This window comes from Staphylococcus sp. HMSC071G07, assembly GCF_001811435.1.
GTDB classification, from domain to species: domain Bacteria; phylum Bacillota; class Bacilli; order Staphylococcales; family Staphylococcaceae; genus Staphylococcus; species Staphylococcus pettenkoferi.
In genome coordinates, this window is the sequence record NZ_KV804785.1 from 45,182 (window position 1) to 70,773 (window position 25,592).

A 25,592-nucleotide genomic window follows, 5' to 3' on the forward strand; every position below is an offset into this window, starting at 1 on the left:
GTTCCTCCAATATTAATTATATAGTGGGTACTTAGAGGTTAGTGTACGCACACGTTCTTTCCCTTCTTTAAGTACTTGTTCATTCTCTGGGTCTTTCAAGACTAAGCTCATTATTTTAGCCACTTCTTTAAAAGCCGCTTCGTCAAATCCACGCGTCGTCGCTGCTGGCGTACCTAAACGTAAGCCACTTGTCACGAATGGTTTTTCTTGATCAAATGGTATAGTGTTCTTATTACAAGTAATACCGATATCATCTAATACTTCTTCAGCAACTTTACCAGTAATGCCGACTGAACCTTTAACATCTACACATACGAGATGGTTGTCAGTACCACCTGAAACGATACGGAACCCTTCTTCTTGAAGTGTTTCAGCTAGCACGCGTGCATTAGTGATAACTTGAGCTTGGTAGTCTTTAAAGTCAGGTTGTAAAGCTTCACCTAATGCAACAGCTTTAGCAGCGATAACATGTTCTAACGGTCCGCCTTGAATACCTGGGAAGATCGTCTTATCTACAGCTTTCTTGTACTCCTCCTTGCAGAGAATCATACCGCCACGTGGCCCACGCAATGTCTTATGCGTCGTTGTCGTCACGAAATCTGCATACTCCACAGGGTTAGGATGTAAGCCTGCTGCAACTAAGCCAGCGATATGTGCCATATCCACCATCAATTTCGCTCCAACTTCATCTGCAATTTCCTTAAAGCGTTTAAAATCAATTTGACGTGAGTACGCTGAGGCACCTGCTACGATAAGTTTCGGTTGATGTTTCTGCGCGATGCGTCGCACTTCATCATAGTCAATCTTCTCAGATTCTTTGTCGACGCCATACTCGACGAAATTATAGAACTGCCCGCTAAAGTTCACTGGCGCACCATGTGTAAGATGTCCGCCCTGACTTAGATTCATGCCTAATACAGTATCTCCATGTTCTAATGCGACAAGGTAAACGGCCATATTCGCCTGAGACCCAGAATGAGGTTGTACGTTTGCGTGTTCAGCGCCAAACAACTCTTTCGCACGCGCGATAGCGAGACGCTCAGAGACATCAACGTAGCTACAACCCCCATAATAGCGACGACCTGGATACCCTTCAGCATATTTATTCGTTAGTACTGAACCTTGTGCCTCCATTACCGCTTCTGAGACAAAGTTTTCTGAAGCAATAAGTTCAATATTATTATTCTGACGGTTAAATTCGTTCTGAATTGCGTCATAGATTTCTTGATCTTGTTTCTGAATGAATGACATAAGATAACCCCTTTTCTGTATTAGTCGTATTTCGCACGCTCGCCACCTATCTTCTTAGGTCTTGAGGATGCGATAGTGACAACTGCTTCCCCTATTTGTTTAACTGATGTACGAATTGGAATAGCAACATGTTTCAAATGCATACCAATCAATGTTTGTCCGATATCAATCCCTTTAGGAACTGTGATAGATTCCACGACCATCGGATCTTTCATATGTTGATAAGCGTATGTTGCGAGACTTCCTCCTGCATGTACATCTGGAACGACTGTCACTTCTTCCATCGTGTATGGATCGTAATCAGCTCGCTCTATGGTGATCGCTCGGTTAATATGTTCACAACCTTGATAGACGAAATGCACTCCTGTTTCTTTCTCGATTTGTTGAAAATGCTCAAATAATGATTCAGCAATGTCCATCGAACCCACTGAACCAATGCGTTCACCGATCACTTCGGATGTCGAACAACCAATGACGCATAATTCACCTTTACGGAAGAATTGTTTTGCTTTGAGTTCGTCTAGTAATTGTTGTAAGCTTTCCACACTCCCACCTCTTTCTTGTGAAGATTGGAGACAAGCGCTTGCATACTTCGTCGAATGATGTTGTCGCTTGCTCATTTACCTGAAGTAAAATCGCGGCTCTCCATCATGTCTTCTCCTTGCTTGTCAAACGCTTTCTCTCAATCTTCTTTTTGCGATTTGGAAGACAAGCGCTCGCATGCGTCGTCGAATGATGCTGTCGCTTGCTCATTTACTTGAAGTAAAATCGCGGTGCTCCATCATGTCTTCTCCTTACCTGTCAAACGCTCACGCTCCACCTTCGTTCATCGTCAATCGCAATAAATAATAATAAACAGACTCATAGCATGGTGCTATACAACTTCAATTATAACGTATTTATTGGCCGTCTCATACTATAAATATATGCGTCACACATTTCGTACTTTAAACTCAGCTTTACTGCTCATTGCTCAACTTTTCACTTAATAGACGAACCGCATGGTCAATCTGCTCAAACGTCTCCTCATAAGTCGCTTTACTGCCACCAATTGGATCAGCAATATCCCCGTCTAGGCCAACATATTCATTAAGCGTAAAGACATGACGCGCATCCGGGTTCATCGACTGAATAATCTGTTGATGTTCACGCGTCATCGTCAGAATTAAATCCGCTTCCTTAACGCCGTCCCCTAGTGACTGCGCAGAATCAGGTTCAGGATAGCCTTTCGATTTGAGAATATCTATGCTATGCGCGGATACTGGGGCGCCATCCATCGCAAAGATACCTCGCGATTCGCTTTCTACATTCGGCATATAATGTCGCGCACTGCTCTCTGCTAGTGGGCTTCGACAAGTGTTACCTGTACACACGAAGATTATTTTCATAACTCATCCCCCGTTACTACTTCTTGATTCGCAGCTTTCATTAAACGATTCATATACGCTTCCGCTTTCGACTGATGAGTAAAGCCATAAATATACGCACTCGTAATTTTATCTTCTATATCTAACTCATGTAGGATGCGATACAGATTATGGTTAGCCGCTTTTACATCTTCTTCGTCGTCACACAGTGAGATAAAATGCCCGTTGTTTGGCACCCATTCTTGAAGACTTTTCGGAACGACAAATGCAGTATGTTGCCAATCTTTATCATTTGAGATAGGCCCATTCAATTGTGTTAACACGCTTACCGGTGTATCTGGCGCGTAATGCTTATATTTCATACCCGGCGCAATAGGTTTCCCATCTTTCAAACCACTTTTACCTTCTACACTGTGTGGTAATACAGCTTCAATCATCTCTTTCGTAACCGCTCCTGGACGTGCAATTTGGAAAGGATAAGTCGTACAATCTAAGACCGTACTCTCAAGTCCTTCTTCACTTTGATCGCCATTCACTATGCCAGCAACACGACCGTTCAAATCGTCGAACGCGTGCTGAAACATGGTAGGCGAAGGTCGTCCACTTAAATTGGCGCTTGGTGCCGCTATAGGTAAATTGACATACTGCAGTATACGACGTCCCACAGGATGGCTTGGCATTCTAACTGCTATGGAATTTAAGCCTCCTGTCACACGTTTACATAAATATCCTGCTTTCAACGGTAAAATAAAAGATATAGGTCCAGGCCAGAAAGCTCGCATCAGCTCACGAACTTGTGGAGACACTTCCTCAACGAAATCATCAAGTTGAGTCATGCTATGAATATGCACGATCAATGGATTATCTGAAGGTCGCCCTTTCGCTTCATAGATACGCTTTACAGCTTCGTCACTACGTGCATTGCCACCAAGGCCATAGACCGTTTCAGTAGGAATAACGACAAGTTCTGACGCTTCAAACTGTTCTTTAATTTCATTTAAATCTTGTTCACTAATATGATCACGCATATGCCAAACTTTCGTTTCCATCCGACTTCCCTCCTTTGAGAAAAAATGTATTATCGTTATCGCTAAACTGTATAAAAAAAGAAGGTGTGAGTGAGCATAACTTTAGTTTGTAATCTAAAGTTTGCTCTTCTCACCCCCCTTATACTCAAGCATTCTAATATAAGTCATTTTCGCTTATAATCATGTCTTAATCTGTTCATGATTCTGACGTCCATACAAATGAAGCAATACGCTCATTGCCATTGATGTCTTGAATAACCTCAACATTGAGCCATGGGTATAACGCATGAATCAATTGTGTAATACGTTCCCCTTGTTGGTAACCTATTTCAAAGGTGACTATTGCCTCTGGATTCAGCACTTGAGGAAGTTCTTTTAAGATTTTATGATAAATCGCTAAACCTCGCTCTTCTGCAAATAACGCTATCTGTGGCTCATAACGTCGTACAGACTCACCCATCACCTCAAGCTCGTCTTCACTGATATAGGGTGGGTTTGAAATTAACCCGTCTACTTTAATCCCTTGCTCTATCAGTGGTTCAAGTGTGTTACCTTCAAGAAATTGAACATCTACCTTGTGTTCAGCAGCATTAGCACGAGCGACTTGCAACGCTTCTGACGAAATATCCGTAGCGAACACTTCCGTGGATGGCGCAAGATGCTTAATCATAATCGGCAAGTTGCCACTGCCAGTACCTATATCAACCACTCTCGCATGAGGGCGAAGTTGCTTCACAAAGTGCAACATGACTTCCTCGGTTTCTGGCCGTGGGATGAGGCAAGCTGATGATACCTTGAACCGTTCCCCATAAAAGTACTGATAGCCGAGGATGTATTGAACAGGTTCACCTTGAAGTAAACGTTTCATTCCTCGCTTAAACTGGGCTACCTCATGTTCAGGCATCGCTGCGTCTTTCTTCATTATAAAGTCATTACGACGCCAGTCTAATAACTCGAAAAAGAGCCATTCGACACTTGCACGTTCCACACCGTATATTTCTGCTTCGCTTTGTGCTTGTTGCAGTACCTCGCTATAGCTCGCCATTATTAAGTTCTTTCAATTTCTCAGTTTGCTCTGATAGTGTGAGCGCATCAATAATTTCATCGAGTTTACCTTCAACGATTTGATCTAATTTTTGAATCGTTAAACCGATACGATGGTCTGTCACACGATTTTGTGGGTAGTTATATGTTCTGATACGTTCTGAACGGTCACCTGTTCCTACTGCTGACTTACGTTCAGAAGCGTATTTTTCTTCTTCTTCTTGAACTTTCATATCGTAAACACGTGCTTTTAAGACTTTCATCGCTTTTTCACGGTTCTTAATTTGAGATTTTTCATCTTGAGAAGTTACAACCGTACCTGTCGGTGTGTGCGTAATACGTACAGCTGAGTCAGTTGTATTAACGTGCTGACCACCTGCACCACTAGAACGATACGTATCAATTTTAATATCCTCATTACGGATTTCGACCTCTACGTCTTCAGCTTCTGGTAATACCGCTACCGTTGCTGTAGAGGTATGGATACGACCGCCTGATTCTGTCTCAGGTACACGTTGAACACGGTGCGCACCGTTCTCATATTTCAATTTAGAATAAGCACCTTGTCCTTGAATCATGAAACTAACTTCTTTATAGCCGCCGTGATCACTTGCGTTCATTTCCACGATGTCTGTCTTGTAACCTAATGTTTCGCTGTAACGTGAATACATTCTTAATAAGTCACCTGCGAAGATAGCCGCTTCATCCCCACCAGCTGCAGCACGAATTTCCACAATAACGTTCTTGTCATCATTAGGATCTTTAGGGATGAGTAAAAATTTCAGTTGTTCTTCAAGTTTAGGAACTTGAGGTTTCAAATTGTTAGCTTCTTCTTTAAGCATATCGATTTCGTCTTTGTCTTTCGTTTCTCTTAACATGTCATCGATATCAGCTAAATCCTCTTTAACCTGTTTATATTCGCGGTACACCTCGACCGTCTTTTGCAAATCTGCTTGTTCTTTAGAATAAGCACGGAGTTTGTCCGAATCATTGACAACTTCTGGGTCACTCAATAGTTCGTTTAATTGTTCATATCTTTCTTCAACAATATCTAATTGATCAAACACTTAAAGTTCCTCCTTCTCTTTCTCGTCATCACTCGGTGCAACGATATGATGTGCACGACACCGTGGCTCATAACTTTCATTAGCACCTACTAATATTACAGGATCATCTACTTTCGCTGGCTTACCATCAATGAGCCGTTGCGTGCGGCTTGAGGACGAACCACAAACTGCACAGACTGCTTGAAGTTTAATGATAATTTCACTTACAGCAAGCATTGCAGGCATCGGTTCAAACGGCTGTCCACGAAAGTTCATGTCTAGTCCTGCTGTCACAACACGATGACCTTGATCAGCGAGTTGTTCCGCTATATGTACAATTTCAGCGTCGAAGAACTGTACTTCATCAATACCAATAACATCGACGTCTGATAAATCATATTTAAGAATTTCGGCAGCGGTAGTGATATTAAATGCTTCTATCGCATTACCGTTGTGGGACACAATCTTGTCTTTGTCGTAACGATCATCAATCGCAGGCTTAAACACAATCACTTTCTGTTTCGCGTAAAGCCCTCTGCGCAATCGTCGAATCAACTCTTCAGATTTCCCACTAAACATGCTTCCTGTAATACACTCTATCCAGCCAGAGTGATAAGTTTCGTACATGATGTGATCCACCTTTTTAAAAACATAATCGGTTTATTATATCATATTTTGGGGAGTGAGACAGAAATCAATTTATTGATTTCGTTGTCTCACCCCCGCAAGGACGACTAGTGTTCGAAACTGCATAGGCAATTTCGAATTCAGTCGTCTACTGCGTAATTACTTAATTAGAACTATTAGTAACTTACACTTGCTTTCAAAGCTAATACTTAATTGAGACAGAAATCTATGTGATTTCGTCATCTTAGTATTTGAGACTGCGCCAGCTATCTCAAGTATAGTCAGCTACTGCGCTTATGTATAAACAGAAAAAAGCATCCCCATACACGGATGAGAATGCTTGAATGTTAGAATTAATTGTTGTTGTTTGATTTGAAACCAAATTTCTTGTTGAAACGTTCCACACGACCATCCGCAGCTGCGAATTTTTGACGTCCTGTGTAGAATGGGTGTGAATCTGATGAAACGTCTAAACGAATTACTGGGTATTCGTTGCCGTCTTCCCATTCCATAGTTTCTGATGATGTTTTAGTAGAACCACTTAAGAATTTGTAGTTAGTTGTAGTATCTAAAAAGATAACTTTGTGGTAATCTGGATGGATTCCTTGTTTCATTATTTTCAGCTCCTTTGCCCTGAACCATCTGGAACAGAGTTATTTATGAGTTTTTAACCAATACTAAATCATTATAAGTGCTATATGAGTAAAACGCAACCCCTTGAGGTAGAACTCTTCATTCTTTCTCTCTTACAATAAAACGCTAAGCATCAGCACAGTTTCACTAAATAATTGGCTTACCGGTCTTCGTACTTTCTTTCGCTGCCTCTTGTAATTGGATAAAGAATTCATGGTTGTTATCAGTGCGTTTTAACTTGCGGATAAAACGCTCTGTGAAATCGAGTGAATCTGTAAACATGTTGCGTAACTGCCATAGTGATTCAAGTTCTTTGCGAGAAATAAGCAATTCTTCTTTACGTGTAGAACTACGACCGATATCAATCGCTGGGAAGACACGACGCTCAGCGAGTTTACGATCAAGATGAAGTTCCATGTTCCCTGTACCTTTGAACTCTTCGTAAATCATGTCATCCATACGTGAACCTGTGTCGACAAGTGCAGTAGCAAGAATCGTTAAACTGCCGCCCGCTTCGATATTACGCGCTGCACCGAAGAAAGCTTTCGGTTTGTGTAATGAAGCAGGATCAAGCCCACCTGATAATGTACGACCACTTGGCGGGATAACTAAGTTATATGCACGAGCAAGACGTGTGATAGAATCCATCAAGATAATCACGTCTTTACCGATTTCGACGAGACGCTTCGCACGTTCTAATAATAACTCAGCAACTTTCACGTGGTGTTGTGGTGGTTCATCGAAAGTAGAGTGCACGACTTCCGCACTTTCAACAGAACGCTCAATGTCTGTAACCTCTTCAGGACGTTCACCAACAAGTAAGACGAAGAGTTCTGCGTCTGGCTTATTCTCAGCCATCGCATTAGCGATTTCTTTCAAGAGTGATGTCTTACCTGCTTTCGGTGGTGCAACGATGAGACCACGTTGCCCTAGACCGATCGGCGTGATTAAGTCCATGATACGTGTTGAATAATTTGTTCGCGTTGTTTCGAGCATGATGCGTTCTTCAGGATAGAGAGGTGTGAGCGCTTGGAAGTGAGGCCGTTTCTTAACTTCTTCCGCATTCTCATCATTGACGAAGTCGACTTGAAGTAGGCCGTAGTATTTCTCGTTATCTTTTGGCTTTCTCACTTTACCTGTGACCTTGTCACCACGTTTAATTTCAAAGCGACGAATTTGACTTGCGGAAATGTAAATGTCCTTCTCACCTTTGGAGTAGTTGACTGTTCTCAAGAATCCATAGCCATCTGGTTGTATATCATCGAGAATCCCTTCCATGTAGTAATTCCCGTCTTTTTCCATTTGCGCTTCCATTATCGCAAGCACTAATTCTTTTTTATTTAATTTACTATAATTGGATAACTTTAAGTTTTTAGCTTTTTGAGTGAGCTCTTTAGTAGTGTTGTGTTTATATAACTCGTGGAACGATTCATATTGAGGAGATGTACGTTCTTTTTCAGGCATAATCTTGCACCCATTTCATTTAAATTTAGTTAACAAGATTGATTGTTATATAACATTCTGGCATATCATCCAATAAGTCGAAGAGCGCCTTATAAGATGATGAGTTAAGATATGTATAATTAAGCTGTATAACGTACAATTTACACGCGTTCTCGGTGCACTATCGTCTGAGTTGAATCGCAGTCCTATATTCAATAATAGGTGACTACCAATTTCTTAAATTATATAATCTTCTCAATCTTATTACCTTAATTACTATAGCAAAATTTATCCGCAAATACAAAAACATTCTTGTCCTGACTTTACGTTTTAAAATGACAAGTATTTGGCACTTCTCGTCATAGCCCTCATCACGATTCATACGCATTTAAAAGAGCTCGTTCAAAGCATATGCCTTGAACGAGCTTGAAATCATCTTCATCTATTATTTGTAATAACCTGCGATAGATTTCACTTCTAAGAATTCTTCGATACCGTAGTCGCCCCATTCACGACCTAAACCTGATTGTTTGTAGCCCCCGAATGGAAGATCAGGTTTACGTCCAGCTTCGTTAAGTTCTACAGTACCTGCTTCAATGTAGTGTGCGATATGACGCATTGTTTCTTTGTCTTTACCGAAGACGTAAGAAGCAAGTCCGTATTTCGTATCGTTCGCAATTTCAATTGCTTCGTCAATGTCATTGTAAGTGATGATTGACATTACCGGACCGAAGATTTCTTCTTGTGCAATAGTCATTTTATTATCTACATTATTAAAGATTGTTGGACGTGCGAAGTAACCTTGTTCGAGACCTTCTGGTTTACCAGGGCCACCGAAGAAGAGTTCTGCACCTTCTTCAACACCTTTATCAATATAAGATTGAACTTGATCGAATTGTTTTTTACTAATGATTGGACCTACTTGTGTACCCTCTTCACGAGGATCGCCAACTTTCACTGCTTCGAATTGTTTCTTCACAGCAGTTAAGAAATCATCTTTAATGCTTTCTGGAACGAGTGTACGTGTACCTGCAGTACATACTTGTCCAGTGTTGTTAACAACTTTCATTGTTGCGGCTTTCGCTGCTTCCTCGATATCAGCATCATCAAGGATAATATAAGGTGACTTACCACCTAACTCAAGAGATACTTTCTTGAAGTCTTTAGACGCTTTCTCCATAATCTTGCTACCTGTACCGCCTGAGCCAGTGAATGACATCATGCGTACTTTAGGGTGTTCACTAAGTGGGTTACCTACACCTTCACCGTCACCGTTAACGAGGTTGAACACACCTTTAGGTACACCGACTTTATCGAAGATTTCAGCTAAGATGATTGCCGCGTAAGGTGTTTCTTCAGACGGTTTCAAGACAACTGGACTTCCTGCTGCAAATGCTGCTGCGAGTTTCAAGGAAGTTTGGTTTGTTGGGAAGTTCCAAGGTGTTACGAGACCAGCAACACCAATACCTTCTTTAACTACTAAGTCGTCGCCACGACGTTCTTCAAATTCAAATGAATCTAAGGCATCTCTTGCTGCTTGGAAGTGATTGATGCCTGCTTGGTAGTGTACATCTTCAGAAACTTTAAGTGGTGAACCTAATTCATCAGTAATTGCTTCGATGATATCTTGCTTTCTATTCTTGTATTCTTGCAAGATTTTGTCTAATAATTCTTTACGTTCTTCTACTGAACTATGACGGAATTCCACTGCAACTTGGTCTGCAGCTTCTACCGCTTTGTCGACATCTTCTTTATTACCTGCTGCGATTGTTCCTAATACTTCTTCTGTCGCAGGGTTGATGACTTCGAGTGTTTCACCGCTTGCACTCTCTACCCATTCACCGTTGATATATTGTTTATTATAGTTTCTCATGATTATTATACACTCCTTATTTCGTGTTGGTATTACTATTTCCTTTTTCCTAAATCATTAAACATAGTAAAATGGTAAGGTTTATCCTATTAGAAAAAGCGATAGTACGCAACGAAATTGCTTTCCGTCGCATCACTACCGCTTAATGAGTTGAAATCATACTATATTGATTCGCCAGCACTAATGTTCTTCAAGTTGAATGTGTTCTTGCGCCCACTCTTCAATCGGTTCGAGTGCTTGAGCGAGTGAAATACCTTTATCTGTAAGTTTATAGACAATCGTCACTGGATCGGTAGAGACGATGTCTTTCGTTAGCAATCCCCAATCGCTCAATTCCGTCAGTTTTAAACTGAGTGAACGTGGCGTAATTGTCTTTAAATCTCTCTTCATTTCTGTAAAATGCGCTTGGTGCTCAGGACATCGTGAAAGATAATTGATGATTAAACCGTTCCAACTGCGCCCGAGTATTTTAAAGGTTTCTTCGAGATAAGGACATACTTCCATTTGCATCACCTTTTAACCAAAGTTGGGATAACGACTTTAACTGAAATGATTACTTCATAAATTAACCATGGCGATTCAATAAACGCCAACTTAGCCTTCTCATTTCAGTACAAATCTTATATTAAGTATAGCACATGACTTTAAACTTCTTCAGTCCAAATATCTGCACCTAAACGCTTCAATGTTTCTACAATTTGTGTATAACCGCGATAAATATGTTTCACGTTGTAAATCGTAGTTACACCTTCAGCAAGTAATGCCGCCACAATCAGACATGCACCTGCACGCAAATCACTTGCATAAACACTTGCTCCGTGAAGCGTTGAAGGTTTGATTGTCGCAGTACCCTGATCGGCAGAAATATCTGCGCCCATGTTCTGAAGCTCTTCAACATGTTTGAAACGGGCTGGATAAATCGTATCCGTCACAAGTGAAATTCCCTCACTCAAGAAGAGTAGAGGTGTAATCGGTTGCTGTAAATCTGTAGCGAAACCAGGATAAACGAGTGTCTTAATATTCACACTGTCATATGGCGATTGACGACGAATCGTTACACTATCTTCATGCATATCCACATCGACACCTAGTTCTTTCAATTTCACTGTGAGTGGTTCTACATGCTTAGGAATAATATGGTCAATCGTCATCTCTTCGGCACAAGCAGCCGCAATACACATATAAGTTCCCGCTTCAATACGATCAGGAATCACTTGATGACGTGAGCCGTGAAGATGCTCAACGCCTGTAATCTTAATCGTACTTGTTCCTGCGCCCTTAATATTTGCACCTAGACTAGAGAGAAAGGCAGCGACATCCACGACTTCAGGTTCTTTCGCAGCATTCTCGATTACTGTCTGTCCTTTCGCACGCACAGCAGCAAGCATAATATTAATCGTCGCGCCTACACTGACCATATCTAAGAAGATATTTGCACCTACGAGTTGATCCGCTTCAATCTTCATAGATGTTTCACTCGACTCATCCACGACAGCACCTAACGCTTTAAATCCTTTAATATGCTGATCAATTGGTCTTGGTCCTAGTGGGCAACCACCTGGCAGACCAATGACACATTTTTTAAAACGGCCCAGCATTGCGCCCATCATATAATAAGACGCACGTAAAGATTGTACTTTATTGTTCGGTAATGGTGCATTCTCAATTTCTGTCGGATCTACATCTAGCGTTGTACCGTCTAACTCAGTATGGATATTCAAATCGCCCAATAAGCTTACTAGCGTATCGACATCAGAAATTTGCGGCAACCCTTCTACCGTTACCTTATCTTCCGCTAGAAGCGTAGCGGGTATTATCGCTACGGCACTGTTCTTAGCACCGTGATTATGTACTGTACCAGAAAGTGTTTGACCACCTCTGATTTTAATCACTTCTTGAGTCATGCCTATGTTCTCCTTTATCTCATCTCGATCAATTTTCTAAAAATACATTATTAGCATTATAAATTATTATAATATAGTTTGCAAAGTTTCGTTAGCTTTGTCTGAATATAAGTGTAAAAATATTTATATTGTGCGCGTAAATCTAAATCATGTAAGTATATATCATAGTTATGCGAAGATTTACGTTAATCCTTTCCCGATTCTAATTGAATTAACCACATGCTGCACGAGAATCTAAATCGTTGAAAAAAGCCAATCTTTATGTCTTTTAAATCCACTTTATTTTTTTACATATACCACAGATTGTAATTGCTCAATTGAATATGTTTGATCACGCTATCTTATTCCACGGAATATTATACCAAATTTCTGCTCAGAAAGTATAAAAATTATATGACCAAAGATGAATTTCTCAATATCAGAAGTCAGTCATCTTAAGTGAGCCTTAACGAGTGAGAGGTTACTACTAAGCGCAGAATATCATCGATGAAAGCCACATGATATGAAGCTCGATTTGAAAATATCGCATATCTTAATTACAATTATTAAGATATATCATGTGGGAGGTATCGCTATGTCTAAGATTCTCAACACGCAAATCAATGGCGTGTTTAATCGTCTAGAGAAACAAGAATTAGATATACAAATGGCTGCTCAGTGTCTCATTCAAGCGATTGGCGGCGAAGGACACGTCTATGTCAAAGGCTATGATGACTTGAAATTCTACGAAACATTTGTCACTTCGAGTAGTGAACGCTTAGAATCAAGCAAATTGTTAGATGAGCTAGCCGGCTTCAATGAACTAGATACGACAGATAGAGTTTTTCTATTCGGACCCTATTATTCTGAAGAGATGGCTGAGGATGTACGCAAACTCATCGATATCGATGCAGATTTTGTCGTGATTTGCAATAAACCGAAAGAAACAGAATTCCCTGATCATCTATTCCATTTCGTTAATTTATCTACGCCACGTCCCATTGTCTATACCGAAGACTATGATAAAGTTGTCACGCCTCATCCAATTGCTTTCAACTATGTCTATTATGAAATCTATACACAAATGGTAGAAATGATTCGGGATTTAGATCTTTAGTTTAGACCTTTGATAAGGTATATATAAATATTTTCATACTTACGAAAAAACATCTCATTTGAGCTGACACTACTCAGCAAATGAGATGTTTTATTATGCTATGAGATTTTATAACATGCTGTTTTAGTCTTTGGTGAAGAAAGGACAACATTCACTAACTTTCTTCCTACCTTCCAAACAATCATTTTAAAATTGAAAGGTTAAATGCGCTCGTTCACCTCTTATTGTTGTTTCTCTTGATGTTTCAAGCTTGCTTCTACAAAGGCTTTGAAGATAGGTTGAGGTCGATTTGGACGAGACATAAACTCAGGATGGAATTGGCAAGCGACAAAGAAGTCATTCTCTGGCACTTCTACCATCTCAATTAAACGACCATCTGGACTTGTTCCTGAGAACACCATTCCATTTTCTTCAAGTTGTTCACGATAGTTATTGTTGAATTCATAACGATGACGATGTCTTTCTTCAATATCTGTCTCATTATAAATATCGTAGGCAAGTGTGTCTTTTTTAATATGACAAGGATAAAGACCTAAACGTAACGTACCACCAAGATCCTCGATATCTTTCTGTTCAGGTAATAAATCAATAATTGGATGTGGTGTGTTTGGATCAAGCTCTGCTGAGTGTGCACCCTCTAAGCCGAGCACGTGACGCGCAAATTCTACTGTCGCAAGTTGCATACCGAGACAAATACCGAAGTATGGTACATTGTTCTCACGTGCATATTTAATCGCCGCAATCTTACCTTCACTTGCACGGAAACCGAAACCACCTGGCACGAGCACGCCATCAACGTCTGATAAATAATCCGCCACGTTGTCGTCAGTGACTTCACTAGAATCAATCCATTTCACTTTCACATCTTTCTTGAATGGATAGCCCGCGTGTTTCAATGATTCAACGACAGATAAATACGCATCTTGCAAGCTGACATACTTACCAACGAGACCGATAGTAATTGTGCCATCTAAATTGTTCACAGTATTAAGCAAGTATTGCCACTCGTCTAATTGTGTTTCGTATTTCGCTTCAAGACCTAGACGCTCAATTACGATGTCATCCATATCTTGATCGCTGAGTTGAAGTGGAATTTCATATAAAGATTCTGCGTCACGACATTCAATAACACTACGTTCGTTGATATCGCAGAATAGCGCAATCTTATCTTTCAAGTCTTGTGTCATTGGGTATTCAGTACGGACCACAATTAAGTCAGGTTGAATACCTAATCCACGTAATTCTTTCACACTATGTTGTGTCGGCTTCGTCTTCATTTCTCCTGCTGCTTTGATAAATGGTAACAGTGTACAATGCACGTACATCACATTATCTCTACCTAAATCGCTGCGAATTTGACGAATTGCTTCGATAAATGGAAGCGATTCGATGTCCCCAGTCGTACCACCGATTTCAGTAATAACGACATCTGCATTCGTACTTTCTCCAGCAAGAAGTAAACGTTCTTTAATTTCATTTGTAATGTGTGGAATAACTTGAACAGTACCTCCGAGATAATCACCGCGACGTTCTTTCTTCAACACATCAGAATAAACTTTCCCTGCAGTCACGTTAGAATATTGATTTAAGTTAATATCGATAAAGCGTTCATAGTGACCTAAGTCCAAGTCTGTTTCAGCCCCGTCATCTGTAACGAAGACTTCACCATGTTGATAAGGACTCATCGTACCTGGGTCAACGTTTAAATATGGATCAAATTTCTGAATCGTCACGTTGAGACCGCGGTCTTTCAAGAGTCGTCCTAGCGATGCTGCCGTAATTCCTTTACCTAGCGATGATACTACGCCACCTGTTACAAATATAAACTTCGTCATTGTTCGACCTCCTATTGTCGGGCAGATTTAAGTTTTAACATTTTTAAATTTAATTCGTTAATATGTACATCCATTCAACTGTAGTGAGAGCGATGATTTGCACTAATCACACGTCGTACGTTCAGCCTGTTGATGTGGTTAAAATTGTTACCGTACAACGCGCTAAAATGCACTTGATAAAAATCAACTTAGATTGTTTTTAACATCGAATATTCTCCCACTTATAATAAAAAAAGCGCTCCCTCTCACACGTTGTAAGGGGGAGCGTATAACATTTATACACGTCGTCCTATTTTAAGGAGCCCGAATAAAATTTTATCACTTTTACAGAAAAAGTCAATCATCGCCAACAACGATTAATCATTCATATCTGTTTCATCTTCGTCAATCACGATGTCGTTCTCGTTCATTTCATCGTCGACTTGTTCTTCATCTTCGTCTTCGACATCTTCTTCAGTTTCACCTTCGTTATTTGGTTTCTCTTCGTCGTCCTCTTCTTCATCGCCTAGAAGTTTGAGGTTCTCATCTTCTTCGTCATCATCGTCTAAGATGTCGAATTTCTGAATCGTTGGTGCGATTTTTTCTTCAATATCATCTACAGAATACCAGTCTCTAAGACCCCATTCGTTCTCACCTACGTTAAGGAAACGACCGTCTGTATTTAAATCTGTATAGAATTGTACGATTCTGTTTTCGATTTCGTCATTTTCATAATGACCAAGTTCTTTAAATTCGTCGATAATATCATATAAATTCATCGTTTCGCCTTTTTGATTTAACATCGTATAGGCCATATCGATAAATGATTTTTCGTCTACCATTTCTTTAGTATAATCTTGAATCTTCATCATCCATATACTTCCTTTCACAGGCTGTTCTTTATCATAGTTTACAATGAATTGAGCAGAGCGACCTCACCTTTGACCTCACGAAGTAAATACTCACACAGCGTTTACTCCGATTCTGAAGTCTCCTCTCAACCTTGCTTACATTCGTATTTCATACTTAATCATATTAACAAAGTTAAATGATAAATGACAATATTGAATTTCGCAACCCACTTAATAATTGATATATTTTTCAAACATCACGTAATGTTCCGTCGCACTCGTCTCCACGAAGTTGCTGTGTGTACACATCGCTCGCAGCTCGTCATGCGCTCCATAGAGGGTTATCGTTATCACATTCACATCTTTAAAATGCTTGCGCACATACGTTGCAACTTGACGTAAAGCACTTTGCGCAATATCACTTTGGCGCATCTCTTCGTCAACCTCAATGGCAGCAATATTAATTCTGGAGGTATGTAATTCTAATGCTAGAAAGCCTACTTTCTCATCATCTTTCAGTAAGTCTACGATGTAAATCCCATGATCATCTTCTTGCGTGTTTGGCTTGAGACGAAGCGAAGATACAAACTTCGCATCTAAATCAAGATAGTAGAGTCGCTCTTTACCAATCGGACCTTCCTCCTTCGTCGCCGCATGCATAAATCCTGAGCGTTCATACAAGTTCCATGCCGCTTCATTCTCTGCATCTACGACGAGATACAAGTGGTTAAATTCCGGGAAGAGCTCCTGTACATATTGTGGTAAATACATCATTACCTTTGTGCCATACCCATGCCCTTGAAAGGCTTCGTTCACCGATAACGAACGCACATACACCACGTGGTTTGGCGTATCATAACCCTCATGTTGATAATATTCATGTAGCACGAAGAAAGCGACTACTTCCCCTTCTTGATTACGCGCAATATTCGCGACACGGTGCGGATCTTCGAGGGCTTCATCGAGTACGTCCTTTGGTAACGATGAATAAATTTGTTGACGCTCACTTAATTCAAATTGTTCCACTGCCGCGCGGTAACATTCTTCAAATTCTTGTACGATTAAATCTTCAAACTGTGTTTGATAAACCATTCATAATCCCCTTTTGTTAGTCTCTTGTTATCTTACCCAATTTATTGAATTTAGTAAAAAGTTACAGTTATTTATTTCTCTAACCTTGATTTACCCACAAATTATTATAATATTAGAGATGATGTAAATATAAGTTGAGGTGACAACATATGAAAATCGGTATCGATGCCGGAGGAACTTTAATCAAAATCGTGAAAGAAGAAGCAGAAACACGTACATACGAAACTAAGTTAACGACTGACATAGATGAAGTGATCGAGTGGTTAGACCAAGTTGACTGTGAAAGTATCAGTTTAACTGGTGGTAATGCCGCATTAATCAATGCTCGTTTAAGCTGTCCATCCCGTGTCTTTGTGGAATTCGACGCAGCAGCTAAAGGTGTAGAAATGTTACTGCAAGAACAAGGTCATGATTTAGACAATTATATTTTTACCAATGTAGGGACAGGAACTTCTTTACACTATTCAGATGGCAACGGCCAACAACGTGTAGGCGGTATCGGTACTGGCGGCGGTATGATTCAAGGCTTAGGTTACCTTCTCACTAACATCCAAGACTATGAAGAATTAACCAACCTAGCGCAACAAGGTGATCGTGATAAGATTGATCTTAAAGTCAAACACATATATAAAGATACAGAACCACCTATTCCAGGTGATTTAACTGCAGCAAACTTCGGCAATGTGCTCAATCATGTGAATGATGTGATGACTTTAGCTGACAAACTTGCTTCAGTTATCGGTGTGGTCGGCGAGGTCGTAACGACAATGGCGATTACTGTGGCGCGCGAATATCAAACGGAGAATGTCGCTTATATCGGCTCATCATTCCATAACAATCCGTTATTGAAATCAGTCATAGAAGACTATACCGTGTTGCGTGGATTTAAGCCATATACGATTGATAATGGTGCCTTTTCAGGTGCTCTAGGCGCGATTCATTTATAATATGAATCGTGAAAGTTATGCGCTCATTATTTCCTACAATACAACAAGCCCCGAACTAGATTTGAATGAACAGAGTAGTGACGCACTTAACCATGCGTCGCCTCTTCACCCTCTCCAATCTAGCTCGGGGCATTTTATATGTTCTTTAGAATGTTAATTCGTTTGAAACTTTTTGTGCAGAAACTACTGTACCTACGACGCCAGTCTTCAAATCGATGGCAACTGCATTGTCATCATCACGAAATTCGTCTAACCATTCTCCAAAGACTTCACCTTCTACTTCGATGAGTTCACATTCTTCGAAGTCTTGGTCGCGAACGGCTTGCGCTCGCTCTTTATCACTCCATACTGGCATAATGTTAGGTTTCTCATCTTTATGGTCACTAATCATCATAAATTGTTGTTGACCTTTTTGAGATAAACCATACACTGCGTCTTCTTTCGCCACAACTTTCACAAACTCTTTGAGACGAATGTTGTCTAAATCAGACATCAACTCATTCGTTACAGCGACTACATCTACGAGTTCCCCTTCACTAGGGCCTGTTAGATTGATAAGGATTTCATCGCCTTTATCAAAGACCTCATCCAGTTCGTAAGTGACGAAGCGGTCAATATCCATTTGATGGATTTTGTCGTAATTAATATCTTCTTTCTTTAAAAAAGCTTCTGCATCTTTTTTCTGTGTCCACATGCATACTACATTTTTACCTAATACTTCATGCTTCACTAGCTTTTTGTCATGTGTTGCAATAAAAAATATTTCATTCACTAATATGTCTTCATAAAAAGAATAATTTCTGTATGACATAGAATTCCCTCGTTTCTAATACTATAAATGTCACTCATATAAAATATAAATTAGAATATTTTTCGAGTCAAACAAGTGGATTAGCAAACGCTTTTCTGAGCAAATTGTAAGCGCACTCGTTTGATGTGCACTCAGAATTTAAAGGTCCACCTGCTCTTCCACTATGCTTTCATAACCTTTAAACTTGTCCTAATTCTTTCAGAAACTGGGTCTCTAAATGCTCTATTTCTTCTTTACTGCGCCCATGCCAAATACAGCCAAAGCGCGAACCTACGAATTCATCCGTAAACCACTCGCCATCGTAATAAGACAACGGATAAAGCACACCTTTCTCAACATATTTAACAATCGTCTCGTAAAAATGCGCATTATCTTTTTTCGCAACATAACTAAAGAACTTATGATAACCCGGCGTCAACAAGGGTTCTAGTAGCAACATATCTGTAGAACCGTTCTGTCTGAAATTTAAATCAATCGCATAAACCTCTCCTTGGTCATCCACGAGCAAATCAAATCCTGCTACGCCATGAAACCCTTGGCTCACACCTATCTCCATAATACGACGTCCCGCTTCAATCACCGCTTCAGGTACTTCAGTCACATTCTCATTCCCATTATAAAAACCATAATCATTCGTCAACTGTTGCGCGCTACCTAAGTATTGAATAGCTTCGCCTTCCTTACACGCAAATTGTACACAGTAATTTGCGACAGCTTCGACTTTCTCTTCGACAATCATATGCGCCGTCTGTTCTTGAGCAGCTTCAATACGCTCCAAAGCATCCACTAATTCTTGCTCATTGTAGACGATAATTACACCGTATCCTCCAGCAGTAGGTAAATCATCTCCCGGTTTCAACACATACGGAAAGTCCCACTGCTGTAATTCATCCTTCAATTTATCGATTTCCACCACAGCGCGTTTCGGCAAGTACTGCCCTGCTGTCCATTCAGGAATCTTCGCTTTATTATTCAGTGCGATAAACGTCGTTTTATCTAACGCATAGTACGTGTCCTCTAAGATATCCTCATCATGGACGTACTGAAAGTAAATCTTCTTTCCTCGTTCATGCGCTAGTTCTCGCAACAAGCCTTCATAACTTTCCTTACTGTTAAAAGGCAAAATGTGCGACGGCTTCGGCATGTCTACAAGTTGAAATAGATGTTCCAATTTCTCTGTTACACACGCTTCATGTACGATTACCGGCAATTCATTTGAAATGAGTAATTCTCTCCCAGTTAAAAAGTTAGATTGATGTTCCTCGGGTTCTAACCAAGGATTTGAAATATAGGAAGGCCTCGCAGAATATACGACATCTTCCGCGTACAAATCACTCAAAGTTAACTTTGGCTTAATCCCCTTGCTTTCTGTCATTTAGTCGTCCCCTTTATATGTTGATGCTCTGTGCGAATGGCTTCTAACAATTGCGGATCTTCAATTAAGTTCATTCCCATCAATGCGATAATCTTAGCACCTCTCAATAAAGCTTGATCTCCATGTGCACTAATTGCTGCCTCACGAAAACGGTGCGTGTGTCCGACGAGATTACGTGAACCAATTTTAATATGAGGATGAATTGTAGGAACAATGTGACTCACATTACCAGTATCAGTCGAACCGTAACCGAAATCATCATCACTCACTTCTTCGCCGAGTTCACGTGCATAATGTTCAAATAAATCATCAAGTAAAGGCGCTTTCACAAATTCGTTCACACCATTTTGAATCGGTGAAAACTCGTAGTCACAACCTGTTTGAATCGCAGCACCACGTGCAATTTCGCCTACACGTTCAGTTAAGTGATTTAACGCTTTGCGTGTTAATGCACGTGTATAGAATCTCGCATGTGTGTAATCTGGAATAATATTCGCAGCTTGCCCACCATCTAGAATGACGCCGTGCACGCGTTGGTCTTGTTCAATATGTTGACGTAGTTGCGCGATCCCATTGAAATAAGAAATCATCGCATCTAACGCATTTCGCGCCTCATAGGCTTTCTCTGAAGCGTGTGCACTTTTACCATAGAACTTAATGTCGAGCACATCTACGGCTAATGTATCAATCGTACGATACGTTTCGTTGCCAGGATGAATCATCAATGCCACATCAAGTTCATCGATGATCCCCTCTTTCACGTAAGACGCTTTCGCACTGCCATTCTCTCCACCTTCTTCAGCTGGACAACCTAATACGATGACCGTCCCGCCGAGTTGCTCAATCACTTGTTTCAACGCGATACCTGCGAGCACACTGGCTGTTCCAATAATATTGTGTCCACATGCATGTCCTAAACCTGGTAAGGCATCATACTCTGCTAAATAACCAATTGTCGGCCCTGGTCGTTCACTTTCGTATTTAGCGATAAACCCTGTGCCATGTCCTGCAATATCTTTCTCCACCTCAAAGTCGTGTTGCGTGAGTTGGTCGATGAGTGTTCGTGAAGCAAAAATTTCCTCGTTTCCCAGCTCAGGTCGTTGATGAATCTGATGGCTAATGGTTAAATACTCATATTGGTGATTGTCGATATAGTCTAATAGTTGTTGTTTGATCCCCGTCATGTTTGTAGTGCCTCCCGCATGTGCATCTGTATAGAATTATATTTAATATACCTAATTTTCTGAAATTATTAAATAAATATTACTCTCTACTCTCTTCTTTTTTATGAAAGTAGATTGCTATTTATTTTAGCGAAATCTGTGTCATTTGTCATTAACTTTACCTCATGTGTTTATGTATTTTAATCTACCGGTTACACCACGCGTGACGTCCATTGTAAAAGGCTGTGAGTGTTGTTACAATAATGAAGAATCTAGTAGTAGGAGGAAATAGTATGCCAAAAATGAACGTTGAAAGTTTCAATCTCGACCATACTAAAGTGGTGGCACCTTTCGTTCGCTTAGCAGGTAAGATGGAAGGTCAAAACGGAGATAGCATTTATAAATACGATATTCGCTTTAAGCAACCTAATAAAGAACACATGGAAATGCCAGGTCTTCACTCTTTAGAACACTTAATGGCTGAGAATATCCGCAATCATAGCGACAAAGTTGTCGACATTAGTCCAATGGGTTGCCAAACAGGTTTCTACGTATCATTCATCAATCACCAAGATTATGATGATGTCTTACAAATTCTCGAAGACACGCTTAACGATGTCTTAAACGCTGAAGAAGTGCCAGCTTGCAACGAAGTTCAATGCGGTTGGGCAGCAAGCCACTCGTTAGAAGGAGCGAAAGAAATCGCACAAGCCTTCTTAGATAAACGTAATGAATGGAACGAAATTTACAGTTCAGCTCAATAATTATTAAAAAATGCCATTCGATACTACGCATTGTGCGTTCATCGAATGGCATTATTATGTGTAAGACGAGCTAAGGCAATTGCATATAAATCGTTTGTTAATTCAATCTCTATCTCTCTCATCTTACCTCACATTTTACAATTTACTAATCACACGCATAAGGATAAATTGTAATGGTAATCTAGCATAAAGTACCCATGTTGGTAATTGCTTATCACCAAGCGGTAATTTCTTACGTGCCATATAAATGTTAGCCGGGAAGACAGCAATCAAGAAAGCGTTGATACTCTTCTTCCAGAATTCACTTGGACGTTTAAGTGTCATGATGATACCGAAGAGAATTTCAAATACGCCAGTAACTAAGACAGCTGTCTTACGTAATGGCAAGTAATGTGGCACGATATTTCTAAATTGACGTTCTTTCACAAAGTGTAAGATACCGATTCCTACGAAACCAATACCTAATAAGATTCGGATGAATTGTTTCATCTGTGAACCCCCATTTCTTTTAAATAACTTTTACCATACTCAGGCAACTCAACTCCAAAGTTGTCTGCGATAGTCATACCAATTGAGCTGAACGTGGCATCTGGCGAAAGCTCATAGCAGTAATCGACTTGCGGACTATACATTAAGACAGGCACATATTCGCGCGTGTGATCTGTTCCCTCTGCAGTTGGGTCGTTACCATGATCAGCCGTAATAATCAGCAAATCATCCTCTTTCAGATGTTCGATAATTTCTGGCAAGCGATCGTCGAAATCTTTCAACGCTTGCGCATATCCGGCTTTATCACGACGATGACCATATTTCGCATCGAAATCTACTAAGTTAAGGAAACTCAAACCTTCGAAGTCTTGCTGTAAGGTCTGAACGAGACGATCTACACCATCCATATTATCAGCGGTACGTATCGCCTGCGTCACACCTTCACCATCGTAAATATCATTGATTTTACCTAAAGCAATCACGTCATAATCCGCTTCTTGCAGCGTATTCATCACTGTCTTCCCAAAGGGTTTCAACGCGTAATCATGACGGTGAGCTGTACGGGTGAAATGCCCTGGCTCGCCAACGTAAGGACGTGCGATCACACGACCTACGAGATATTCAGGATCCTTTGTAATTTCACGAACTTGTTCACAAATATCATAGAGTTCCTCGAGTGGAATGACATCTTCGTGAGCGGCAATCTGTAATACAGGATCAGCTGATGTGTACACGATCAAATCGCCTGTCTCCAGTTGATGTTCGCCCCACTCTTCAATAATTTGTGTCCCTGATGCAGGACGATTTGCTACAACTTTACGTCCTGACACACGCTCGATCTCATCAATCAGTGTTTGTGGAAAGCCTTCAGGATACACTTTGAAGGGTTGCATAATATTCAGCCCCATAATTTCCCAGTGCCCTGTCATCGTATCTTTACCAATTGAGGCTTCACTCAACTTGGTATACCATGCTTGAGGCGTTTCTGTAGATGGTACACCTGGTAAAGATTCTATATTACCTAAACCGAGTTGAGCGAGATGCGGTAATGTCACGCCGCTATCTTCGAGTGTGTGTTTCAATGTATGCGTGCCTTCGTCGTTAAAAGCGGCTGCATCTGGGCCTTCTCCAATACCTACAGAATCCATCACGATGAGATGAACTCGTTTAAATGGCTTAACCATTGTGTTTCAGCTCCATTTCTTCTCTACACTTATTCTAAATCATCTATGAAATCATCGACAATCGTCGCGCATTCATGCCATCGTTATTCTAAGGCATCAATGATTGCTACACCTGCACTTGCGCCGACACGTGTCGCACCTGCTTCAAGCATTTGAAGGAAATCATCGGCAGTACGAACGCCACCTGAAGCTTTCACTTCCATCGCTTGGCCTACTGTTTCTTTCATTAGTTGAACATCATGTGTCGTAGCACCGCCACCTGCGAAACCAGTCGATGTCTTCACAAAGTCAGCCCCAGCAGATTGACTCAATTCGCAAGCTTTCACCTTTTCTTCATCTGTTAATAAGCACGTTTCAATGATGACCTTCACCGTCTTATGATTCGCAGCTTGAACGACAGCAGAGATATCTGCTTCTACACGTTCATAATCTTGTTCTTTCAATGCTCCAATATTGAGCACCATATCTATTTCTTGTGCACCATTTTTAATCGCATCTTCAGTTTCAAACACTTTAGTTTCAGTTGAAGTGGCTCCAAGTGGGAAACCAATCACGGTACAAATTAATACGTCACTATCGCCTAACTTCTCAGCTGCATGACGCACATGCCCTGGATGGATACAAATAGATTTGAATTGATACGCTTTCGCCTCATTGATGAGTTGGTCAATTTGTTGCGTCGTCGCATCTGGTTTTAATAATGTATGGTCAATATACTTCGCATATGACACATGGATGCCCTCCTTAAGTAATGGGTAATAAGAGTTGAATGTTAGTGAGTTCAAATAGGTTTGGAAGTCATTTTACTAGTAAAAGTATGCGCTTATACGTGAATTCGTATTGAAATGCTTAATTGTAATACAATCGACCTTCCTGCATTTTTTAAAACGACAAAGCTTTCAGAAAACAAAACATTCAAACTCTGTTAAAATAATTTCCATTTTTATACTACAAAAATTCGCCAAAATAATAAACCAATGTTATCTTAAGAAAGAAGAAAAAATGAAGGAGCAATGGAACATGACACAAGCTACACCGCATATTCAACCTAACGGCGTACCTATCGCTAAGACCGTCTTAATGCCAGGAGATCCACTCCGCGCAAAATACATCGCTGATAACTATTTAGAAGACGTGCAACAGTTTAACGAAGTGCGCAATATGTTCGGCTATACAGGAACTTACAAAGGGAAACAAATCTCAGTGATGGGTTCAGGCATGGGCATGCCAAGTATTGGAATTTACTCATATGAACTCTACAATTTCTTTGATGTTGAGACGATTATCCGCGTGGGTTCATGTGGTGCGTTACAAGATGACATCAATCTATACGATATCATCATCGCTCAAGCCGCTTCTACAAACTCAAGTTATGTAGACCAGTTCAACATTCCAGGCCATTATTCACCTATCGCTGATTTCAATCTCATCACTGAAGCGCAACGTCATGCTGATGCATTAGGCGCTACGACGCATGTAGGTAACGTGCTCTCATCTGACACTTTCTACAACGCTGACGAAACGTTTAATACGCAGTGGCAACGCATGGGCATTCTCGGTATTGAAATGGAATCTGCAGCGCTTTACCTCAATGCGACCTTTGCTGGTAAAAAGGCTTTAGGGATCTTCACTGTAAGTGATCATATCTTTAGAGACGAAGCGACAACAGCTGAAGAACGTCAAAATGCTTTCACACAAATGATGGAAATTGCTTTAGAAACAGCTGAATAAATACGAAAGCCTAGATGCAACGCCTTTGAATAAGCGCGTTACATCTAGGCTTTTTTTCA

At 40.5% G+C, this 25,592-nt stretch carries 25 protein-coding genes; 4 read left to right on the plus strand and 21 right to left on the minus strand.

Annotated features, from left to right (window positions below; genetic code table 11):
* Positions 1-12: 12 nt before the first annotated feature.
* From glyA to HMPREF2802_RS11185, 12 genes are all read right to left on the minus strand, one after another.
* A complete protein-coding gene (gene glyA / locus HMPREF2802_RS11130) occupies positions 13-1,251 on the minus strand; it encodes a serine hydroxymethyltransferase (RefSeq protein ID WP_070504693.1) in 1,239 nt (412 codons plus the stop codon).
* A 20-nt stretch (positions 1,252-1,271) separates the two neighbouring features.
* Entirely contained in the window at positions 1,272-1,796 is a 525-nt protein-coding gene (locus HMPREF2802_RS11135) for a TIGR01440 family protein (RefSeq protein WP_070504696.1), read from the minus strand.
* Positions 1,797-2,210: 414 nt separating this feature from the next.
* A complete protein-coding gene (locus HMPREF2802_RS11140; protein ID WP_070504699.1) occupies positions 2,211-2,639 on the minus strand; it encodes a low molecular weight protein arginine phosphatase in 429 nt (142 codons plus the stop codon).
* On the minus strand, positions 2,636-3,667 hold the full coding sequence (locus tag HMPREF2802_RS11145) for an L-threonylcarbamoyladenylate synthase (RefSeq protein ID WP_070504702.1): 1,032 nt from the start codon (positions 3,665-3,667) through the stop codon (positions 2,636-2,638). Before HMPREF2802_RS11145 ends, HMPREF2802_RS11140 begins: the two co-directional genes overlap by 4 nt.
* Positions 3,668-3,842: 175 nt before the next feature.
* The gene (gene prmC, locus HMPREF2802_RS11150; RefSeq protein WP_070504705.1) at positions 3,843-4,691 is read right to left on the minus strand and encodes a peptide chain release factor N(5)-glutamine methyltransferase; all 849 of its coding nucleotides are present in this window, start codon (positions 4,689-4,691) and stop codon (positions 3,843-3,845) included.
* The gene (prfA, locus tag HMPREF2802_RS11155) at positions 4,678-5,757 is read right to left on the minus strand and encodes a peptide chain release factor 1 (RefSeq protein ID WP_070504708.1); all 1,080 of its coding nucleotides are present in this window, start codon (positions 5,755-5,757) and stop codon (positions 4,678-4,680) included. Before prfA ends, prmC begins: the two co-directional genes overlap by 14 nt.
* Positions 5,758-6,363, minus strand: coding sequence for a thymidine kinase (locus HMPREF2802_RS11160; protein WP_070504711.1), 606 nt, complete (start codon positions 6,361-6,363; stop codon positions 5,758-5,760).
* A 353-nt stretch (positions 6,364-6,716) separates the two neighbouring features.
* Positions 6,717-6,977 carry a type B 50S ribosomal protein L31 gene (locus tag HMPREF2802_RS11165; protein WP_049405692.1) on the minus strand — a complete coding sequence of 87 codons (261 nt, stop codon included), beginning with the start codon at positions 6,975-6,977 and terminating at the stop codon, positions 6,717-6,719.
* Positions 6,978-7,143: 166 nt separating this feature from the next.
* Positions 7,144-8,460, minus strand: a complete 1,317-nt coding sequence (rho, locus tag HMPREF2802_RS11170) for a transcription termination factor Rho (RefSeq protein WP_002471611.1) — start codon at positions 8,458-8,460, stop codon at positions 7,144-7,146.
* A gap of 424 nt (positions 8,461-8,884) precedes the next feature.
* The gene (locus HMPREF2802_RS11175; RefSeq protein WP_070504714.1) at positions 8,885-10,312 is read right to left on the minus strand and encodes an aldehyde dehydrogenase family protein; all 1,428 of its coding nucleotides are present in this window, start codon (positions 10,310-10,312) and stop codon (positions 8,885-8,887) included.
* Between the two features lie 180 nt (positions 10,313-10,492).
* Complete coding sequence (locus HMPREF2802_RS11180) at positions 10,493-10,816, minus strand: winged helix-turn-helix transcriptional regulator (RefSeq protein WP_002471619.1); 324 nt, start codon at positions 10,814-10,816, stop codon at positions 10,493-10,495.
* A gap of 140 nt (positions 10,817-10,956) precedes the next feature.
* The gene (locus HMPREF2802_RS11185) at positions 10,957-12,216 is read right to left on the minus strand and encodes a UDP-N-acetylglucosamine 1-carboxyvinyltransferase (protein WP_070504717.1); all 1,260 of its coding nucleotides are present in this window, start codon (positions 12,214-12,216) and stop codon (positions 10,957-10,959) included.
* 574 nt (positions 12,217-12,790) lie between these two features.
* On the opposite strand from HMPREF2802_RS11185, the gene HMPREF2802_RS11190 reads away from it, so the two are divergent.
* Positions 12,791-13,312 carry a DUF2529 family protein gene (locus HMPREF2802_RS11190; protein ID WP_070504720.1) on the plus strand — a complete coding sequence of 174 codons (522 nt, stop codon included), beginning with the start codon at positions 12,791-12,793 and terminating at the stop codon, positions 13,310-13,312.
* A gap of 221 nt (positions 13,313-13,533) precedes the next feature.
* Here the strand turns inward: HMPREF2802_RS11190 and HMPREF2802_RS11195 are convergent, their stop codons facing one another.
* The 3 genes from HMPREF2802_RS11195 to HMPREF2802_RS11205 form a co-directional block, all read right to left on the minus strand.
* The gene (locus HMPREF2802_RS11195) at positions 13,534-15,147 is read right to left on the minus strand and encodes a CTP synthase (RefSeq protein WP_049405686.1); all 1,614 of its coding nucleotides are present in this window, start codon (positions 15,145-15,147) and stop codon (positions 13,534-13,536) included.
* 356 nt (positions 15,148-15,503) lie between these two features.
* Positions 15,504-15,995 (minus strand): DNA-directed RNA polymerase subunit delta, encoded by a 492-nt coding sequence (gene rpoE / locus HMPREF2802_RS11200; protein WP_070504780.1) that lies wholly within the window; start codon positions 15,993-15,995, stop codon positions 15,504-15,506.
* A 213-nt stretch (positions 15,996-16,208) separates the two neighbouring features.
* A complete protein-coding gene (locus HMPREF2802_RS11205) occupies positions 16,209-17,069 on the minus strand; it encodes a GNAT family N-acetyltransferase (protein WP_070504723.1) in 861 nt (286 codons plus the stop codon).
* Positions 17,070-17,218: 149 nt separating this feature from the next.
* Here HMPREF2802_RS11205 and coaW point away from each other — a divergent pair, with 149 nt between their 5' ends.
* Positions 17,219-18,016: a type II pantothenate kinase gene (gene coaW, locus HMPREF2802_RS11210; RefSeq protein ID WP_070504726.1), complete on the plus strand. Its 798-nt coding sequence runs from the start codon at positions 17,219-17,221 to the stop codon at positions 18,014-18,016.
* A 145-nt stretch (positions 18,017-18,161) separates the two neighbouring features.
* Here the strand turns inward: coaW and HMPREF2802_RS11215 are convergent, their stop codons facing one another.
* The 3 genes from HMPREF2802_RS11215 to HMPREF2802_RS11225 all read right to left on the minus strand — a co-directional run bounded on the left by HMPREF2802_RS11215 (position 18,162) and on the right by HMPREF2802_RS11225 (position 21,386).
* A complete protein-coding gene (locus HMPREF2802_RS11215; RefSeq protein WP_070504729.1) occupies positions 18,162-18,827 on the minus strand; it encodes a DUF2750 domain-containing protein in 666 nt (221 codons plus the stop codon).
* A 178-nt stretch (positions 18,828-19,005) separates the two neighbouring features.
* The gene (locus HMPREF2802_RS11220; protein WP_070504732.1) at positions 19,006-20,202 is read right to left on the minus strand and encodes an L-aspartate--L-methionine ligase LdmS; all 1,197 of its coding nucleotides are present in this window, start codon (positions 20,200-20,202) and stop codon (positions 19,006-19,008) included.
* Complete coding sequence (locus HMPREF2802_RS11225) at positions 20,199-21,386, minus strand: M20 family metallopeptidase (RefSeq protein ID WP_002471624.1); 1,188 nt, start codon at positions 21,384-21,386, stop codon at positions 20,199-20,201. The genes HMPREF2802_RS11220 and HMPREF2802_RS11225 overlap by 4 nt, the downstream gene beginning before the upstream one ends.
* A 272-nt stretch (positions 21,387-21,658) precedes the next feature.
* On the opposite strand from HMPREF2802_RS11225, the gene HMPREF2802_RS11230 reads away from it, so the two are divergent.
* Positions 21,659-22,129 carry an S-ribosylhomocysteine lyase gene (locus tag HMPREF2802_RS11230; RefSeq protein WP_002471650.1) on the plus strand — a complete coding sequence of 157 codons (471 nt, stop codon included), beginning with the start codon at positions 21,659-21,661 and terminating at the stop codon, positions 22,127-22,129.
* Between the two features lie 135 nt (positions 22,130-22,264).
* On the opposite strand, the gene HMPREF2802_RS11235 is transcribed toward HMPREF2802_RS11230, so the two are convergent.
* The 3 genes from HMPREF2802_RS11235 to deoC all read right to left on the minus strand — a co-directional run bounded on the left by HMPREF2802_RS11235 (position 22,265) and on the right by deoC (position 24,533).
* Positions 22,265-22,618: a DoxX family protein gene (locus tag HMPREF2802_RS11235; protein ID WP_070504735.1), complete on the minus strand. Its 354-nt coding sequence runs from the start codon at positions 22,616-22,618 to the stop codon at positions 22,265-22,267.
* Positions 22,615-23,802: a phosphopentomutase gene (gene deoB / locus HMPREF2802_RS11240; RefSeq protein ID WP_070504738.1), complete on the minus strand. Its 1,188-nt coding sequence runs from the start codon at positions 23,800-23,802 to the stop codon at positions 22,615-22,617. Before deoB ends, HMPREF2802_RS11235 begins: the two co-directional genes overlap by 4 nt.
* A gap of 83 nt (positions 23,803-23,885) precedes the next feature.
* Positions 23,886-24,533: a deoxyribose-phosphate aldolase gene (gene deoC / locus HMPREF2802_RS11245; protein ID WP_070504741.1), complete on the minus strand. Its 648-nt coding sequence runs from the start codon at positions 24,531-24,533 to the stop codon at positions 23,886-23,888.
* Positions 24,534-24,822: 289 nt separating this feature from the next.
* On the opposite strand from deoC, the gene deoD reads away from it, so the two are divergent.
* Positions 24,823-25,533: a purine-nucleoside phosphorylase gene (deoD, locus tag HMPREF2802_RS11250; protein WP_002471664.1), complete on the plus strand. Its 711-nt coding sequence runs from the start codon at positions 24,823-24,825 to the stop codon at positions 25,531-25,533.
* The last annotated feature ends 59 nt before the right edge of the window (positions 25,534-25,592 follow it).